Source organism: Flavonifractor sp. An52 (assembly GCF_002159385.1).
Lineage (GTDB): Bacteria > Bacillota > Clostridia > Oscillospirales > Oscillospiraceae > Flavonifractor > Flavonifractor avicola.
Map to the genome: position 1 here is coordinate 17,711 of NZ_NFIB01000027.1, position 16,277 is coordinate 33,987.

At 55.1% G+C, this 16,277-nt stretch carries 15 protein-coding genes, 3 tRNA genes and 1 pseudogene; 14 read left to right on the forward strand and 5 right to left on the reverse strand.

The annotated features are described in order from the left end of the window. Window positions 1–4 precede the first annotated feature (4 nt). Entirely contained in the window at window positions 5–1,810 is a 1,806-nt protein-coding gene (locus B5G06_RS10620) for an efflux RND transporter periplasmic adaptor subunit (RefSeq protein WP_087189049.1), read from the reverse strand. A gap of 206 nt (window positions 1,811–2,016) precedes the next feature. Between B5G06_RS10620 and B5G06_RS10625 the strand changes: the two genes are divergently transcribed. The 11 genes from B5G06_RS10625 to B5G06_RS10670 all read left to right on the forward strand — a co-directional run bounded on the left by B5G06_RS10625 (window position 2,017) and on the right by B5G06_RS10670 (window position 10,748). Further along, window positions 2,017–2,694, forward strand: a complete 678-nt coding sequence (locus tag B5G06_RS10625; RefSeq protein WP_087189050.1) for a response regulator transcription factor — start codon at window positions 2,017–2,019, stop codon at window positions 2,692–2,694. Further along, window positions 2,691–3,947: a sensor histidine kinase gene (locus B5G06_RS10630; RefSeq protein ID WP_087189051.1), complete on the forward strand. Its 1,257-nt coding sequence runs from the start codon at window positions 2,691–2,693 to the stop codon at window positions 3,945–3,947. Before B5G06_RS10625 ends, B5G06_RS10630 begins: the two co-directional genes overlap by 4 nt. Before the next feature lie 58 nt (window positions 3,948–4,005). Beyond that, the gene (gene rsmA, locus B5G06_RS10635; protein ID WP_087189052.1) at window positions 4,006–4,869 is read left to right on the forward strand and encodes a 16S rRNA (adenine(1518)-N(6)/adenine(1519)-N(6))-dimethyltransferase RsmA; all 864 of its coding nucleotides are present in this window, start codon (window positions 4,006–4,008) and stop codon (window positions 4,867–4,869) included. 186 nt (window positions 4,870–5,055) lie between these two features. Continuing rightward, window positions 5,056–6,663: a phosphoenolpyruvate carboxykinase (ATP) gene (gene pckA, locus B5G06_RS10640; protein WP_087189053.1), complete on the forward strand. Its 1,608-nt coding sequence runs from the start codon at window positions 5,056–5,058 to the stop codon at window positions 6,661–6,663. A 113-nt stretch (window positions 6,664–6,776) separates the two neighbouring features. After that, complete coding sequence (locus B5G06_RS10645; RefSeq protein ID WP_087189054.1) at window positions 6,777–7,517, forward strand: N-acetylmuramoyl-L-alanine amidase; 741 nt, start codon at window positions 6,777–6,779, stop codon at window positions 7,515–7,517. A 309-nt stretch (window positions 7,518–7,826) separates the two neighbouring features. Continuing rightward, window positions 7,827–7,979 (forward strand): hypothetical protein, encoded by a 153-nt coding sequence (locus B5G06_RS14060; protein ID WP_158094697.1) that lies wholly within the window; start codon window positions 7,827–7,829, stop codon window positions 7,977–7,979. Between the two features lie 108 nt (window positions 7,980–8,087). Beyond that, window positions 8,088–8,164: transfer RNA gene (locus B5G06_RS10650), tRNA-Arg, on the forward strand. Window positions 8,165–8,318: 154 nt separating this feature from the next. Beyond that, window positions 8,319–8,405 (forward strand) — tRNA-Leu (locus B5G06_RS10655). Between the two features lie 3 nt (window positions 8,406–8,408). Further along, window positions 8,409–8,485 (forward strand) — tRNA-Met (locus B5G06_RS10660). Between the two features lie 515 nt (window positions 8,486–9,000). Further along, complete coding sequence (locus B5G06_RS10665) at window positions 9,001–9,582, forward strand: nitroreductase family protein (RefSeq protein ID WP_087189055.1); 582 nt, start codon at window positions 9,001–9,003, stop codon at window positions 9,580–9,582. A gap of 317 nt (window positions 9,583–9,899) precedes the next feature. Next, window positions 9,900–10,748, forward strand: coding sequence for a 3-hydroxybutyryl-CoA dehydrogenase (locus tag B5G06_RS10670; RefSeq protein ID WP_087189056.1), 849 nt, complete (start codon window positions 9,900–9,902; stop codon window positions 10,746–10,748). 288 nt (window positions 10,749–11,036) lie between these two features. Here the strand turns inward: B5G06_RS10670 and B5G06_RS10675 are convergent, their stop codons facing one another. Beyond that, the gene (locus B5G06_RS10675; RefSeq protein ID WP_087189057.1) at window positions 11,037–11,567 is read right to left on the reverse strand and encodes a molybdenum cofactor guanylyltransferase; all 531 of its coding nucleotides are present in this window, start codon (window positions 11,565–11,567) and stop codon (window positions 11,037–11,039) included. Between the two features lie 24 nt (window positions 11,568–11,591). Next, window positions 11,592–12,155, reverse strand: a complete 564-nt coding sequence (locus B5G06_RS10680) for a molybdopterin-binding protein (protein ID WP_242955460.1) — start codon at window positions 12,153–12,155, stop codon at window positions 11,592–11,594. 57 nt (window positions 12,156–12,212) lie between these two features. Here B5G06_RS10680 and B5G06_RS10685 point away from each other — a divergent pair, with 57 nt between their 5' ends. Next, window positions 12,213–12,440, forward strand: a complete 228-nt coding sequence (locus B5G06_RS10685) for a hypothetical protein (RefSeq protein ID WP_087189059.1) — start codon at window positions 12,213–12,215, stop codon at window positions 12,438–12,440. Between the two features lie 204 nt (window positions 12,441–12,644). Here B5G06_RS10685 and B5G06_RS10690 read toward each other — a convergent pair whose 3' ends face one another. Next, the gene (locus tag B5G06_RS10690) at window positions 12,645–13,607 is read right to left on the reverse strand and encodes a hypothetical protein (RefSeq protein ID WP_087189060.1); all 963 of its coding nucleotides are present in this window, start codon (window positions 13,605–13,607) and stop codon (window positions 12,645–12,647) included. Window positions 13,608–14,049: 442 nt separating this feature from the next. Between B5G06_RS10690 and B5G06_RS14425 the strand changes: the two are divergent. Next, a pseudogene (locus B5G06_RS14425) lies at window positions 14,050–14,142 on the forward strand (sigma-70 family RNA polymerase sigma factor); the annotation flags it as partial. A gap of 20 nt (window positions 14,143–14,162) precedes the next feature. Here B5G06_RS14425 and B5G06_RS13885 read toward each other — a convergent pair. Then, window positions 14,163–14,582: a hypothetical protein gene (locus tag B5G06_RS13885; protein WP_143382737.1), complete on the reverse strand. Its 420-nt coding sequence runs from the start codon at window positions 14,580–14,582 to the stop codon at window positions 14,163–14,165. 57 nt (window positions 14,583–14,639) lie between these two features. On the opposite strand from B5G06_RS13885, the gene B5G06_RS10700 reads away from it, so the two are divergent. Continuing rightward, window positions 14,640–16,223 (forward strand): recombinase family protein, encoded by a 1,584-nt coding sequence (locus B5G06_RS10700; RefSeq protein ID WP_242955461.1) that lies wholly within the window; start codon window positions 14,640–14,642, stop codon window positions 16,221–16,223. Window positions 16,224–16,277 lie beyond the last annotated feature (54 nt).

A 16,277-nucleotide genomic window follows, 5' to 3' on the forward strand; every position in this document is an offset into this window, starting at 1 on the left:
CCTCCTAGCCCATGGGACCGCCGCTCATACCGCCGCCCATATTACCGCTGGGCATTATGCCGCCGCCCTGCTCCATACCACCGGGCCGGCCGCCGGAGAAGTCGCCCATACCCTCAAAGCCCTGTTCCTCACCGCTCTGGCTGGTGGTATCGCCGCCGGAGGGGGCCGTCTGCTGATAACGGGTGAATACCTCCACCCCCTCCTCCACGCCGGAGAGGATGCGGACATACTGGCTGTTGGACACCCCGGTCTCCACCGGCACGGCATAGAATCCGTCTGGCACCACGCCGTCCTCCAGATCCACCGCGTTGTCCGGCCGGGTATCCGCCTTCACAAAGAGGCAGGTGCCCTCGCTGGTGCTCTTCAGCGCCGCGATGGGGGCAAGCACACCCTCCGACTCGTCACCCACGGTGATGGTGTAGGATACATTGACGCCGGCGGACAGGGCCCCTTCGCTGGGAATGGTAATGGTGATGGGGAAGTAGGCCACGCCGTTGGTATTGGTGGCCTCATAACTGATGGCGGTCACTGTTCCGGTGTAGTGGGTGTCGCTCTCCGCCCCGGACTGGGTGATGTCCACCTCCATGCCCATGGTGATGCTGTCAATGTCCAGCTCGTCAATGTTGGCGGTGATGGTCATGGAGTCCAGGTTGTAGAGGGTCACTGCGGTCTGCCCCGCCTGCCGGGGGGCCTCCCCCTCCTGTACCCCAACCATGATGATCTTACCGTCGATCTCTGCCGTCACCTGGTAGTCGGAGCGCTTCTCCTCCGCTTCGGTGATCTTCTCCTGGGTCTGGGTGATTTTTTCCTGGGTCTGGGTAATGCTCCGCTGGGTGGTCTCCACCTGGTCCTCCAGATCGGAGCCGTCAATGACAAAGAGGGCAGCCCCGGCGGTCACCGTCTCATAATCATCCACGTTGACTGCCGTCAGCTTGCCACTCTCGGTGGCGGTGATGTCCTCGCTGGCATAGGGTTCCAGCGTGCCCTCCACAGCGGGATAGAGTTTCTCCCCACTGCCGGTCAGCAGGTAGCCCGCGCCGGTCATACCCTCGCTGAGGGCCCCCGGATTATCCACCGTCACCGTCACCGCAAAGCAGCGGGTACCCTCGGCGGTAACCCGGTCCACCTTCTTGATCTCGGTGACCGTGCCGTCCAGGGTAGTCATGAGGCTGGCAATGGACACCCCCGCCTTCATGCCCACATAGATCTGGTCCTCGTAGGCATAGCTGAAATACTGGGTGAGGGTCATCTTGCTGTCGTCCACCAGGGTAGCCAGCTTGGTACCCGATCCCACACTGTCCCCCGCCCGGACGGTCACATCGGTGATTCTTCCGGAGAAGGGTGCGGTCACAGTCAGGTCAGCCAGCCGCTCATTCAATTCAGACAGCTGATCGGAGGCGTCAGACAGGGTATTCTCCAGCTCGGTCAGTTCGTCCTGATAGCCCTCGATCTCCTCATCCAACTCAGAGTCGTCCTGGGTATAGAGCAGGTCTCCCGCCGCCACTGCATCACCGGCGGACACATAGACCCCGGTGATCTCCGCCGTGGAGGCTGTGGTATAAGTAACGCTATCCGCTGGCATGGTGGTACCTGTTCCTTCAATGACCGTAGACAGGCTGCCATAGGTGGTGGTTTCGGTCAGGGCCGTCTGAGTCTCATTCTGAAAGAAAAGGGTCTTGATGCCAAAACCGCCGCCTACGACAACAGCTGCCGCCACAACCAGGGCCACGGCCCGCTTGATGGGAAACTTACGCCGGGCTTTCTTTGGGATCTGTGGGGTCTCCTGGGGCATGATTTCTGCACATTCCATGGTGGGTCCTCCCGTCTGTTCCGGATTCTGGGTCAGTATAATTTGTCAATCTGAAATTATCCTGAAAAATCCAGCGCTGGAATTGTTAACACTCTGTAAATCCTTTTTTCTTTCCATTTTTCTATCATATTTTCAGATAAATTTCAGGATGGAACGGTATCCTTTGCTCAGCAAATACGCATACCAAGCAGGAAAGGATCTTACCTATGAGAGTTTTAATCGTAGAAGATGAGCGGCGGCTGGCGGAGGCCCTGGGCCAGATCATGGCGGAGCAGCGCTATCAGACGGATGTGGTATATGACGGGGCCGACGGGCTGGACTATGCCCTGACGGAGCAATACGACGTGATCGTGCTGGACGTGATGCTGCCCAAGCTGGACGGCTTTGAGGTAGCCAGCCGCCTGCGGCACGCCCATGTGTCCACCCCCATCCTCATGCTTACCGCCCGGGATGAGATGCCGGACAAGATCGCTGGCCTGGACCACGGCGCCGACGACTACATGACCAAGCCCTTTGACATCGGGGAGCTGCTGGCCCGTGTGCGGGCTCTCACCCGGCGGCAGGGGGAGGTCATCTGCGAACAGCTAGCCGCCGGGGACCTGATCCTGGACTTATCCACCCGCTGTCTGCGGCAGGGGGACAAGTCGGTGCGTCTGGGCTTTAAGGAGTTTGATGTACTGCGGCAGCTGATGGTCCATCCCCGGGCCGTAGTACCCAAGGAGAATATCATCGCCCGGGTCTGGGGGCTGGATTCCGATGCGGAGGACAACAATGTGGAGGTATATATCTCCTTTCTGCGCAAAAAGCTCACGTTTCTGGAATCCAATGTGAGTATCGGCACCGTCCGGAAGGTGGGCTATTATCTGGAGGTGCCCGTCTCATGATCCGGCGGCTGCGGTGGAAGTTTATCCTCATCAACCTGCTGCTGGTGGGACTGGTTTTAACGGTGGTCTTTGCCCTGCTGCTCTCCTCCAACGCCCGGAGGCTGGCTGATCAGGGAACCGCCGCCCTCCATATGGCGCTGAACCGGGGAGATGACGAGCTGCCGCCCCGGTTTGAGATCGGCGCGCCGCCGGAGCAGGACGGCATGGACCGGGACCGCAATGCCTCCATGGTGCCCGTTTTTTCCGTTACTGTGGAGAATGGACAGGTCACCTCCATCAACGACGGCGGCTATGTGGATGTGTCGGAGGAGACCGCCGCTCAGGCTGCCCAGGAGGTCCTGGATTCCGGTCAGGACAGTGGGGTGCTGGCCAGTCTGGACCTGCGCTTCCTCATGGAACAAACTTCTGACGGTACCATCCGCATTGCCTTTGCAGACCGCTCCTGGGAGCACAGCACCCTGCGCAACCTCTTTCTCACCTGCCTGCTGATCTGGCTGCTGGCCATGGCCGCCTTTTTCTTTGTCAGTCTGTTTCTGGCCTCCCTGGCCCTCCGGCCGGTGGAAAAGGCCTGGAAACAGCAGCGGCAATTTGTGGCCGACGCCTCCCATGAGCTGAAAACACCGCTGACCGTGATTCTGGCCAATACCGGGATCGTGCTGGCCCATCCGTCGGAGACGGTGGACAGCCAGTCCAAGTGGCTCAGCTACACCCAGGAGGAGGCCCGCCAGATGAAGGGGCTGGTGGAGGACCTGCTCTTTTTGGCCAAATCGGACAGCGCCCGGCTGCCTACCCATCCCACCCAGGTGGATCTGAGCCAGCTGGTCCAGGGCTGCCTGCTCCCCTTTGAACCGGTGGCCTTTGAGGCGGGGGTGGCCCTGGAGTCCCACATCGACCCAGAGCTGACACTCACCGGGGATGAGGGGCAGCTGCGGCGGCTGGTACGTATTTTGCTGGACAATGCGGTGAAATACGCCGGTCCACCCAACCCGGAGGTCCGGATTACGCTGACCCGCCAGCAGGACAAGCTGCGCCTCAGCGTCCACAACACCGGCGCTCCCATTCCAGCGGAACACCTGCCTCACCTATTCGAGCGGTTCTACCGGGCGGATGCCGCCCGGGACCGGGCTCAGGGGGGCTATGGTCTGGGGCTGGCCATCGCCAAGAGCATTACCGAAACCCATCGGGGCAGGATCTCTGTGACCAGCACCCCGGACAGCGGCACCACCTTTACCGTCCTGCTGCCCCGGCGGTAGGCTTGTATTTTCATTCTGTTTCCCGTATACTGATGTCAATACGTGTGCGAGGTGGATTATGGATCTCTGCAACAGCAATGACATCAAGGCCCTGTTGGGCCGCCACGGCTTTCGTTTTTCCAAAAGCATGGGCCAGAATTTTCTCATTCAGGGCTGGGTGCCCCAGGACATTGCCGACGCCTCTGGCGCCGACGAGACCTGCGGCGCGCTGGAGATCGGACCGGGCATCGGTCCTCTCACCGTTCAGCTGGCCCGCCGGGCAGGCAGGGTAGCTGCCATTGAGCTGGACCGGGACCTGCTGCCCATTCTGGCGGAGACCCTCTCTCCCTTTGACAATGTGACTGTCATCCCCGGGGACGCCATGAAACTGGATCTGGCCGCCCTGGCCGCGGAACAGTTTCCCGGCCTCACCCCGGTGGCCTGTGCCAACCTGCCCTACAACATTACCACCCCCGTCATTACCGCCCTCATTGAGGCAGGCTGCTTTGCCTCCATCACGGTAATGATCCAGCGGGAAGTGGCCAAACGGATCTGCGCCGATCCCGGTACGGCGGATTACGGCGCTTTCTCCCTGTTCTGCCAGTACTACACCCAGCCGGAGTATCTCTTTGAAGTGCCTCCGGAGTGCTTTCTGCCTGCCCCCAAGGTGACCTCGGCGGTAATCCGCATGGTGCCCCGGTCTGAGCCGGTACAGACCCTGGTTGAGGACGGCTTCTTCTTCCGGGTCGTGCGCGCCTCCTTTGCCCAGCGCCGCAAGACCCTGCTCAACGGTCTGTCCGCCGCTTTCGGCGACCGGTTGAGCAAGGATCAGCTGCGGCAGGCCATTGCCGACGCCGGACTGCCTGAGGGGGTCCGCGGCGAGCGGCTGGGCATCCAAGAGTTTGCCCTTTTGGCCCGTGCGCTTCGGGCGCTTGGAGCTTGAAGTTCCTGGTACTTCAAAAGGCAGATTGAAACTGCCGGGAAAGAAAATTGCAAAATCGCCTGGCACAGGGGAATTGACATTATGCCCAAATCTGTGTATGATTATCCCATGGGATTTGTAACTTCCGGGGCTTGTCCGCCCCGCCGGAGCCCCAGAGAGATCAATACGGGAAAGAGGTCATGCATTATGGCAAACATTGATTTGAATCAATACGGCATCACCGGCGTCACCGAGATCCTCCACAACCCCTCCTATGAGGTCCTGTTCCAGGAAGAGACCAGGCCTGAGCTGGAGGGCTATGATAAGGGCCAGGTCACGGATCTGGGCGCCGTTAACGTCATGACCGGCATCTATACCGGCCGTTCCCCTAAAGATAAGTTCATCGTTATGGACGACACCTCCAGAGACACCGTGTGGTGGACCTCCGATGAATTCAAGAACGACAACAAGCCCGCTTCCCAGCAGGCTTGGGATACCTGCAAGCAGTTGGCCATTCAGGAGCTGTCCAATAAGAAGCTGTACGTCATGGACGTGTTCTGCGGCGCCAACGCTGATACCCGTATGGCCATCCGCTTCATCATGGAAGTGGCCTGGCAGGCTCACTTTGTGAAAAATATGTTCATCCAGCCCACCGAGGAGGAGCTGGAACACTTCCAGCCCGACTTTATCTCCTACAATGCCTCCAAGGCCAAGGTGGAAAACTACAAGGAACTGGGTCTCAACTCCGAGACTGCTGCCATCTTCAATCTCACCTCCCGAGAGCAGGTTATTCTGAATACCTGGTACGGCGGCGAGATGAAGAAGGGTATGTTCTCCATGATGAACTACTTCCTGCCCCTGAAGGGTATGGCCTCCATGCACTGCTCCGCCAACACCGACATGAATGGCGAGAACACCGCCCTGTTCTTCGGCCTGTCCGGCACCGGCAAGACCACCCTGTCCACCGATCCCAAGCGCCTGCTCATCGGCGACGACGAGCATGGCTGGGATGATAACGGCATTTTCAACTTCGAGGGCGGCTGCTACGCCAAGGTCATCAACCTGGATAAGGAGTCCGAGCCCGATATCTACAATGCCATTAAGCGCAACGCTCTGCTGGAGAACGTCACCGTGGACGAGAACGGCCACTGTGACTTCAATGACGACTCCGTCACCGAGAACACCCGTGTCTCCTATCCCATTGACCACATTGAGAAGATCGTCCGGCCCGTATCCGCCGGTCCCGACGCCAAGAACGTGATCTTCCTGTCCGCCGACGCCTTCGGCGTGCTGCCTCCTGTGTCCATCCTGACCCCGGAGCAGACCGAGTACTACTTCCTGTCCGGCTTCACCTCCAAGCTGGCCGGCACCGAGCGCGGCATCACCGAGCCCACCCCCACCTTCTCCGCCTGCTTCGGCCAGGCCTTCCTGGAGCTCCATCCCACCAAGTACGGCGAGGAGCTGGTGAAGAAGATGGCCAAGTCGGGCGCCAAGGCCTACCTGGTGAACACCGGCTGGAACGGCACCGGCAAGCGGATCTCCATCAAGGATACCCGTGGTATCATTGACGCCATCCTGGACGGCTCCATTCTGAAGGCGGAGACCAAGACCATCCCCTACTTCAATCTGGCTGTCCCCACCGCCCTGCCCGGCGTGGATACCAACATTCTGGACCCCCGCAACACCTACGCCGATCCCACTGAGTGGGACACCAAGGCCAAGGATCTGGCCGCCCGCTTTGTGAAGAACTTCGCCAAGTACACCACCAACGACGCCGGCAAGGCTCTGGTAGCCGCCGGTCCTAAGGTGGACTGAGTTATTTACATACATCCTTTCGCCGTCCCCGGTGCGTTTTGCGCACCGGGGACTGTTTCTGGTGCGCAGGCCTCCCTTCTCCCGCATAGCATGGGGAAAAGGAGGTTATTTTTATGCCTATTATCTACCTCTCCCCCTCCACCCAGGAGAACAACCTGTACGTCAACGGCGGCACGGAAGAGGAGTGGATGAATCGTCTGGCAGACGCTATGGAACCCTACCTCACCGCTGCCGGTATCCGTTTTTCCCGCAACACCCCGGACATGACCGCCCTGTCCTCTATCCGGGCCTCCAACGCCGGGAACTACGATCTCCACCTGGCTCTCCACTCCAACGCCGCACCAGAAGAGCAATACGGTCAGGCCCGGGGTATCGTGGTTTTCTATTATCCCAGCTCCACAGAGGGTAAGCGGGCCGCCCAGCTCATTGCCAATGGCCTGAAAACCATCTATCCCCTGCCCAATAAGGTTCGGGCCGAGTCTACCACCTCCATCGGCGAGGTACGGCGGGTGCGTGCCCCCTCGGTGTTCCCGGAACTGGGCTATCACGATAACCCGGACGACGCCGCCTGGGTGCAGAACAACCTGGACGCCATTGCCCGCAATATCGTCCTCTCCCTGACGGAGTATTTTGGTTTGCCCTTCCTGGAGCCTCAGTCCCCCCGTCCCGCCGTTGTGGACGTCTCCTGGGGCTATCTGAACATCCGCGATAAACCCTCCACCACCGCCGCTGTGCTGGCCAGGGCCTACGACGGTACCCGCCTTACCATCCTCAACCAATGGGAGGACTGGTATGTGGTCCGTCTGGACGGCATGGTGGGCTGGGCCAACAGCCAATTTATCACACTGCTGTAACATACTCATGCGTTCATAATTCGTTCACAATAAGTTCCGAAACGGTTCACCACTTCGGTGCGGAATCTGGTATCATAGAGATTGTCAGGATACCAGAGATAACAATGACATTACTCCTCCTCTCTTCTCTCTCTCTTTTCAACGCACTACCCACTGTCCCACCGCAGGGTGGCAATCGCTCCCTGCGGTGGGGACAGACCAAAATTTCCGCGTCTCTGTTTCGGAGGCGCGTTTTTTGATGCCCGCTGTATCCTTTTTTCTCCTGCCGGCTATACTAGCTATGCAGACTAACTGGCAGGAGGTGATAGAATGGCGTATATCGATCCGGCAATCCGGCCCCAGTTTGACTCCATGCCGCCCCACCTTCGGGAGCATATTCTCAACATGGGGGTGCGGCTGGAAACCATGGCAGATCTGATGGGCTGTCTGGAGCGCATTATCGCGGAAGAGGGGCATAAATAGGCCCTCTGAAATTTTTTGAAAATTTTTTAAAAAAGTCTTGCATTCTGTCTAAAGCTGTGCTAGTATAATTAAGCTGTCAGCGAGAGAGAGAAACACCTCAGTTGATATGCGGCTGTAGCTCAGTTGGATAGAGTGTTTGGCTACGAACCAAAAGGTCGGGGGTTCGAATCCCTTCAGCCGTACCAAAAGAGACACGCAAAAGCGTGTCTCTTTTGTTTTTTTGCTTTTTATCCAGCAGTCAATTTTTTCTCTTTATTTTTTAAATCAAGGGTTGACATACCATCCCCTCTGTGGTATTCTATTTAGGCACTCAGAAAACGCGAGACTGGAGCCCTCCACGCCGGAGTGGCGGAATTGGCAGACGCCCGGGACTTAAAATCCCGTGGGAGTAATCCCGTGCCGGTTCGACCCCGGTCTCCGGCACCATATCGCGGGGTAGAGCAGTTTGGTAGCTCGTCGGGCTCATAACCCGGAGGTCGGAGGTTCAAATCCTCCCCCCGCAACCAGAAAAAACACCTGATTCCACGAGAATCAGGTGTTTTTTATTACTTTTCTGCCATTTTCAAAAATAAGGCGTGTCGAGAAATTCCATTTTCTCAGTTAAAATTTCTATACCCCTTGAAAACACTGGTGTTTCCAGCGTTTTCGTCACCTTGGTTTGGCCCTTTTCCCTCATTTTTCCCTTGCGAGAAGAAATGAGGGAAACTTTTTTCAGGCCGTTCCTACAACCTTATCCAGCAGTCTTGCGGAAGTTCGCTTAGCCTCCAAATAATCTTCACCGGATGCGGTGGTATGTCGTTTTTTCTCCATGTGTTCCCCCCATGCCATTCGTACCAGTAAAGAAAACATATTATCCTTTCTTCTCCAGGCAGATGGTTATCGTCCCTGTTGGAGTGCTACCAAGTGAGAATACGAAAGCGCGCCGGAGGTTGAGCGCTTTGGCACCGCCTGTTGGACACGGGGCTTATTTCCCGGGAGGTCTATTGTATACTGGCCAAAACCCGAATAAGGAGTGTGGAATATGGATTGCAGACAGGCGATTATGACCCGCCGCAGTGTGCGCAATTATCAATCGGCGCCCATCCCGGAGAACGTACTGAACAATATCCTGTCGGCGGCCTGTGCTGCGCCCTCTGCTTTAAATCTGCAGCCTTGGTACTTTGTCGTAATTCAAAGCGCCGAGCCCATGGCCCGGCTTCTGGAGGTAATGCGCCCGGCTCCCCAGCGCCTGGATGCGGAGCTGACCCAGCGCTTTCCCAACCATCCCCAGGTGGTGCTGGAGACAAAACGCTTTGTCCAGCTGCTGGGAGGGGCGCCTGTCTGCATCCTAGCCTTCCAGACAGGTGGGGATACCCATGGCAGAAGCCAGTCCACCATTTTGCAGAGTGTGGCGGCGGCCATTGAAAACCTGTTGCTTGCGGCATGGAATGAAGGCCTCGGAAGCTGCTGGCTTACCGCTCCGCTGGAAGCTGGTCTGGCAGAAGAGCTGCGTACTGCGTTCGCCCCTGAGCAGGGAGAGCTGGCTGCACTGATTACCCTGGGTTATCCGGAGCATGTCCCAAAGGCTCCAAAAACCAAGAGCGGACGATATATCATACTGTAGCGGCACTCACAGTATCCTGAGATGGAGGAGGTCCACAGCCCAGGAGGAGCATCCTCTGCAAGTCGGAGAGAATCACGTTCGGGTGCGCCCGGGGGAGCTGTCCGGGCGCACCCCGGCTTCAGCGCTTACCTACTGGCCGGACAGAGCACATGGTTAGTCAGGGGATTGGGTTAGGACCGTTTCCCACCAAAAAAGAAATGGGTACAGTTTCTGAGATGTGCAGTGACTTGGACAGGCGCTCCGGCGGAAAAGAAATAGATGTTTTATTTGCGACTCAGCATAATGGGACATAAATCCTTACAATAAGGAGTGTTTTTATGAAAAAGATTGTTGTGATCGGCGGCGGCACCATGGGCCTGGACATCGCTCAGGTTTTTGCCAAGAAGGACTTTGACGTGGTCGTCCGCGATATCAACGACGACATCATCAAGGCCTCCGAGGCCCGCCTGAACAAGGGCCTGGACAAGCTGGTGGCCAAGGGCAAGATGGACGAGGCCAAGAAGGCCGACATCCTGGCCCACATGAGCTTCACCACCGATCTGGCCGCCGCCGCCGACGCTGACCTGGTCATCGAGGCCGCCATCGAGAACCTAGACATCAAGAAGAGCATTTTTGCCGAGCTGGACAGCATCTGCAAGAGCGAGACCATCCTGGCCTCCAACACCTCTTCCATCTCCATCACCGCCATTGCCGCCGCCACCAAGCGGGCCGACAAGTTCATCGGTATGCACTTCTTCAACCCCGCCACCGTCATGAAGCTGGTGGAGGTTATCCGGGGCGCTCACACCTCCGACGAGACCTTCAACACCATCCGCGACCTGTCCGTGGAGATCGGCAAGGAGCCTGTCGAGGTCAACGAGGCCCCCGGCTTCGTGGTCAACAAGATCCTGATCCCCATGATCAACGAGGGCATCGATCTGGTGTACACCGGTGTGGCCAGCGTTGAGGGCGTGGACACCGCTATGAAGCTGGGCGCCAACCACCCCATGGGCCCCCTGGCTCTGGGCGATCTGGTGGGCCTGGACGTGTGCCTGGCCATCATGGACACCCTGTACAACGAGACCCACGATCCCAAGTACCGCGCTTCCCTGCTGCTGCGGAAGATGGTCCGCGCCGGCAAGCTGGGCCGCAAGACCGGCATCGGCTTCTACGACTACAGCAAGTAAGCCATGCTGCGTTGGCTGCCAAGAGAGCCGGCAACGGAAAGCAGAATACAGGACCAGGGACCCGCTGCAAAATGAGTCCATAAATAGGGCCTGTTGCAAAATTGACATTTTGCAACAGGCCTGTCATTGTGAGCCAGCGCGCACACTGGCGTGACAATCCACATTCCTGTAAGAAAGGCAGATTCCCACGAAAAACGGCCGCCCACCGGGCGGCCGTTTCCTCAGAATGACGGGATTTTGTGCAGCATGTTCATTTTGCAACAGGTCCGTTCATGTAAAGGTGCTTTTTCATAGACCACACTCTCCGCGGTCCTCCGTGATTTCCCGAACAGAGATATGGGGGAACAGCCCGTGCTGAAAGGAGCGTTCTCCCCGGCCAAGAGACGCCGCGATGTGCGGAAAGCACCGGCGGGAATATAGCGCGAAGAGCGGTTCAAGCCTCCCGTTCCGGCGCCGGATGAGACACACGTCAGAGTTTCCAATTTCTTTGCAGATGACATGAGCCAGGCTTGGGGAGGAAAACGGCAGATCCACCGCAATCAGAAAATACCGGTCGGCTGGGATGGCACCCATAATGGTCTCTAGCCCGGCCATAGGCCCTCCGCCGGGGCGGGCGTCCTCCACCATCTGAATACCATCCAGCCCCAAGTGTGCAAAGCGTTTCGTATGATCTACGGAAAGGGCCAGCGCGTCAAATACCCCTTGCCATCGCTCCGCCAGAATGGAGACCAGAGGGCGGCTGCCGATGGACATGAGCGCCTTGTCGCTGCCCATGCGGCTTGATTTTCCTCCGGCCATAAGTACAGCAACGGTTTTCATGCTCGCACCTCTCTGTTTCCGGTTTTACGATTTACCAAAGGGGCAGACGGGGTAGCGGCACTGGGGACAGCCCAGGCACAGCCCGCCGGGGCCCAGAGCCTTCAGGTCGGCCCGGCTGACCCGCACCCCGGCGGTGATGCGGGGGAGCACCAGGGCTCCGTAGGACACGATCTCCGCGCCGGTGTCCCTGTTGGCCCTGGGGGTCTTGTCGTCCGGGTCCACGCTCATGCCGCCGGTACACAGGATCAGGCCCACCTCCCTGGCCTTGTAGTCCAGGGCGGCGGCGGTGATGGCGGTCCTGTCGTCGCCGGGGAGGCAGTGCTCCGTCACCTCAATGCCGTAGGCGGCCAGCTTGTCCCCCTGGTGGACGGCGGTGTTGGTGTGGCGGGTGGCGATCATGATCTCGTCCTCCCCGTTGAGGGCGTTGAGGCGTGCCACGTCCACCCGGAACAGGCCGTCGATATCGGCGATGAGCTCGATCTTGCCCTCCTTCACGGGAGTGGCGTGCATGTGCTCGTTCTGGCACAGGGCCTGGAGGCGGAAGGCGGCCTCGTCCTCGTGGAGCATGCCGGGCTGTTTATCCCACACGTAGAGGTGCTCCTTGCCCATGGAGAGCAGCACCGGGATAGCGGTGAGGTTCGATTTTTGGAATATATGTATGATGAAACGGGCCGGCAGGTCATTGGGATCAAAGGCCTCGCTGATTTAGGTCATGGGTATGGCTTCCATAACGGTTGGAAGGAATTTTCTTTGAAAATTGGCGAAATATATTCCTTCACCCACGATTATACTTCCATCGAAGGGCCTTCGGATTGGCGCGATGATAGCTTTACAGTCACTTTGCAGTTGGTGGAAGTGGATGAACAGTCGTGACTGTCAATGGTCAAGATGAACCGTCATAAAAAGCCGCTGCCCAAACGGATGATGCAGACACGCAAAAGCTGGCAAAAGAAGCCCTGTGGAACCTTTACAAAGCGCCGGAACTTCGCAAAAGTTCCGACCTCCCCGCATACATTAAATGGGAGCGAACAGTCCATGAACTGTCCGCTCCCATTTTTTGTCCCAGTCTTTCTGATGTTAGTTCATCAGATCGAGGGCCAATTTATACCATGCGTCATCGGCCTTGGCTGTCAGCCGAATATCCTTTCCAGTAGATCGGAGTTTTAGCAACTTTGCTATTTTTTCATCCTGCAAAGAATATGCGCCATGCTTACTGTTAATCAGCCCCATTTGATAAAAACGGGTATCGAACGGATTGTCAGAGGTCGTCATGGCAAATGCAAGTCCTCCATGATATGGATCTTTTCGACTGGCCGGAAATCTTTTGGTGTTAAGCGTAAACACGAGTTTTCTTGCGTCATCTTCTTCAAAATTGCGAAACACAATCAGTACGGAGCTTGCCGTGACTTCCGCATTTCCTTCAAAGTAATAGTAGCGTTTATTACCGGGAGCGCGGGACGCGTGAAATTCATCAAAGTCTTTTTTGGTCAAAGTATCTTTCCGGAAAAGCTCTCTCAACGCATTTTCTTGAAAATCTTCATCCGAATGAATTCCTGTAACCAAACTCGCCTTCAAAACATTATCTCTCAAGTAAACTTTCAGGAGAGCGGCAGCGGGTGTTGCGTCGGTATTGGAGGAAATATAGAAACAGTTGTAAGTGCCTATGAAACGCGAGTCATATTTTGAAGTACCTTTATAGCGAACATTAGCATTTTTTGATAAATCCTCATTCAAAAACTGCCAAGGAGATATTGAAGGGCTGAAATTCGCATTAAAAAAACTCACAATTTTATAGACTACATTTAGGGTCGGCGTGTAATCTTCCCGAAAACACGCAAAACAAATAGCGTAGGACGGAAGCTCCCTCCATCCTTGTATTGGGATATTTTTTACTGTGTATGCCAGATCTTTGCTATGCAGAACAGCATAAGGAGAACTTCCCAATTCTCTCCACATAAATTCGTAATTAGCGCGAAACAAACGCACTTCGCTATCTGTTAGGGGATTTTTCCGAACAGACCCTTTTTTATCTTCTCCCATAGATAATCCCACCCTCCTTGTCAGTTTGATTATACCATTACTAATGGTTCTGAGCAATAGAACTATACGAAAACTATACTTCTTTTTTAGCTTTATAATATGTTTCTGTAATTTTTTCTAAACGAGTAGAATGATATGCTTTGACTATCACAAAAAAGGAGGCAAAAATAATGATGGTCGAAGTCAGAAATCTGGATCAGAAACGGGTATGCGATATATCTGAGGACAGGACGCATATTGTAATCAGCAAGAAAAATTGCAAGACAATTATAAGCATTGCACAAGATGGAACACTGGAAGTAAATCATGTACGGAGTTCTCCCCCACCCCCAGCATGAAAAATGAACAAAACAAGAAACCGCGAGAGCGCAAGACGACAGTGCGGATACCCAAACAGGTATCTGCCCTGCCGTCTTTTTTTCATCAATGGGGAGGAACTGCTTTGACAACAATTAATTTGAGGGTTTTCTACCCATGGTATTTACACGACGAATATATAGATGTCACAGACGAGGTGGCCGAGGCACTTCGCGCCGGTACACGCTATGAGATTTCCTAACGTGAGGTATTCATGCAGTAAACGAGATATTGCTTGTTCCATTCAATGTCAGGGCGCAAGACAACGTTATCTACAGCAACAACATATTTATCATATGTATCGGGTACAATACAGGCACGTGCAATTGGTTCGTTAAGTCTCGAAATCAAAACATCGCCTGGTAGTACTGTTAAACAATTTAGTCTTGAAAATGATTCCTCAGAAATAAAGCTGTCACCTTGTTCTTTATATTCACCGGCACCAACATTGCCTGTTGTCAAATATCTAATTCCTTCACTCTCGATAATGTCACTATTAATCCAGTCACCATCCATAAAAATTGAGGTATTATCTAATGCAAGATATTTTACTTTGCTGACTTTCCACTCAGAAGGAATCTGACCGATCCACCGTATGCGACAGCTTTTATAGCTCATATACTGCTTCATCTACCCAAGAAAACAATATCGCTTATTGAGCCAAAACGCTCTCTGATCGTCAACAGGGAGCAGTATCATCAGCGGCGGGTTGCTGCCTACTGCCGGGTATCCACCGACAGCGAGGAGCAGCTCACATCCTATACCAACCAGAAAAAGGTATATACCGAGATGATTGCCGCTAAGCCCGAATGGGAGTTCGCCGGACTCTATGCGGATGAGGGCATCTCCGGGACACGTGCAGATAAGCGCCCCCAGTTCCAGAAGATGATCAACGACTGCTTGTCTGGGAAAATCGACTATATCATCACGAAATCCGTTTCCCGCTTCGCCCGTAATACAGTGGACTGCCTGGACCATGTCCGAATGCTCAGGGCAAGAGGGATTGGCATCTACTTCGAGGAGCAAAATATAGACACACTGCAAATCGACAGCGAACTCTATCTGGTCATCTACGCAGGGTTCGCACAGTCTGAATCCGAAAGCATCAGCAAGAATGTCACCTGGACTTTTCGTAAGCGGTTTCAGGAGGGCAAGCCCATATTCAACTATAAGTTCCTTCTGGGATACCGCAAGGGTGCAGACGGAGAACCAGAGATCGTCCCGGAGGAGGCATCCATCGTGGAGAGGATCTTCAATATGTACCTGTCAGGTGAAACCATCAACCGGATCTCAACCAAACTCAGAGAAGAAAATCTCCAGATACCAGGAAAACGATTCTCCTTCTCTGCGAGCATGATTAAGGGTATTCTCCGGAATGAACGATACTGTGGGGACAGCATCCTTCAAAAGACGGTCACAATTGACTGTATTGGCAAGGTTCGCCGCAAAAACACAGGTGAGGCACCCATGTACTATGTACAGAATAGCCATGTTGGCATCATCAGCCGAGAGCTCTTTCACAAAACGCAGAAAGAACTCGCCAGGCGGATGAGCCGGGAGCCAAATTCCACCAAAACGGCTACCACAGCCACCGGAAAATACTCCCGGTACGCACTATCCAATGTGATGATCTGCGCCGAATGCGGAAGTCGATATAAGCGCGTGACCTGGACATCCCGAGGGAAAAAGCGAGTTGTCTGGCGCTGCATCAGCCGCTTAGACTATGGAAAGCGCTACTGCAAAACCTCGCTCACGGTAGATGAGACCGCCCTCCACGCCGCTATTGTTCGGGCAATCAACCGATTCAACGAGGAAGACGAGTCCACTTATATGGCACTCATGCGGGCAACCATTGGTGAAGCAATCGGTCTAACCGGAGGCACAGATGAGATCGACCTGCTTCGGCGGAAAATAGATGGGCTGAATCGGAAAATGGTATCTCTTATCAATGAGAGTGTAGAGAGCGGGGAGGGTATCGAGAGTCACGAAGCTGAATTCAAGGAACTTTCCGATACCATTGAGCTCCTGCAAGGACGGATTCAGAAACTCGAAGAAGCACTTGCTTCCGACCAGGTGAATGACAGCCGAATCCTTCAACTACAGCAGATCATCGCCGACCGAGCATCCAAAAAGATGGAGTACGACGATACCATCGTCCACCAAATGATTGAGTGTGTGAAGGTGTATCCCGACGGGAGACTGGACATTATCTTCAGAGGAGGGTATCTCATCGAAGAACGCCCGGAAAAAGAAAGTTGATAACTTCAAATATAATTGACATAATTGCCGAAATAACATAGTATAATTTATGTT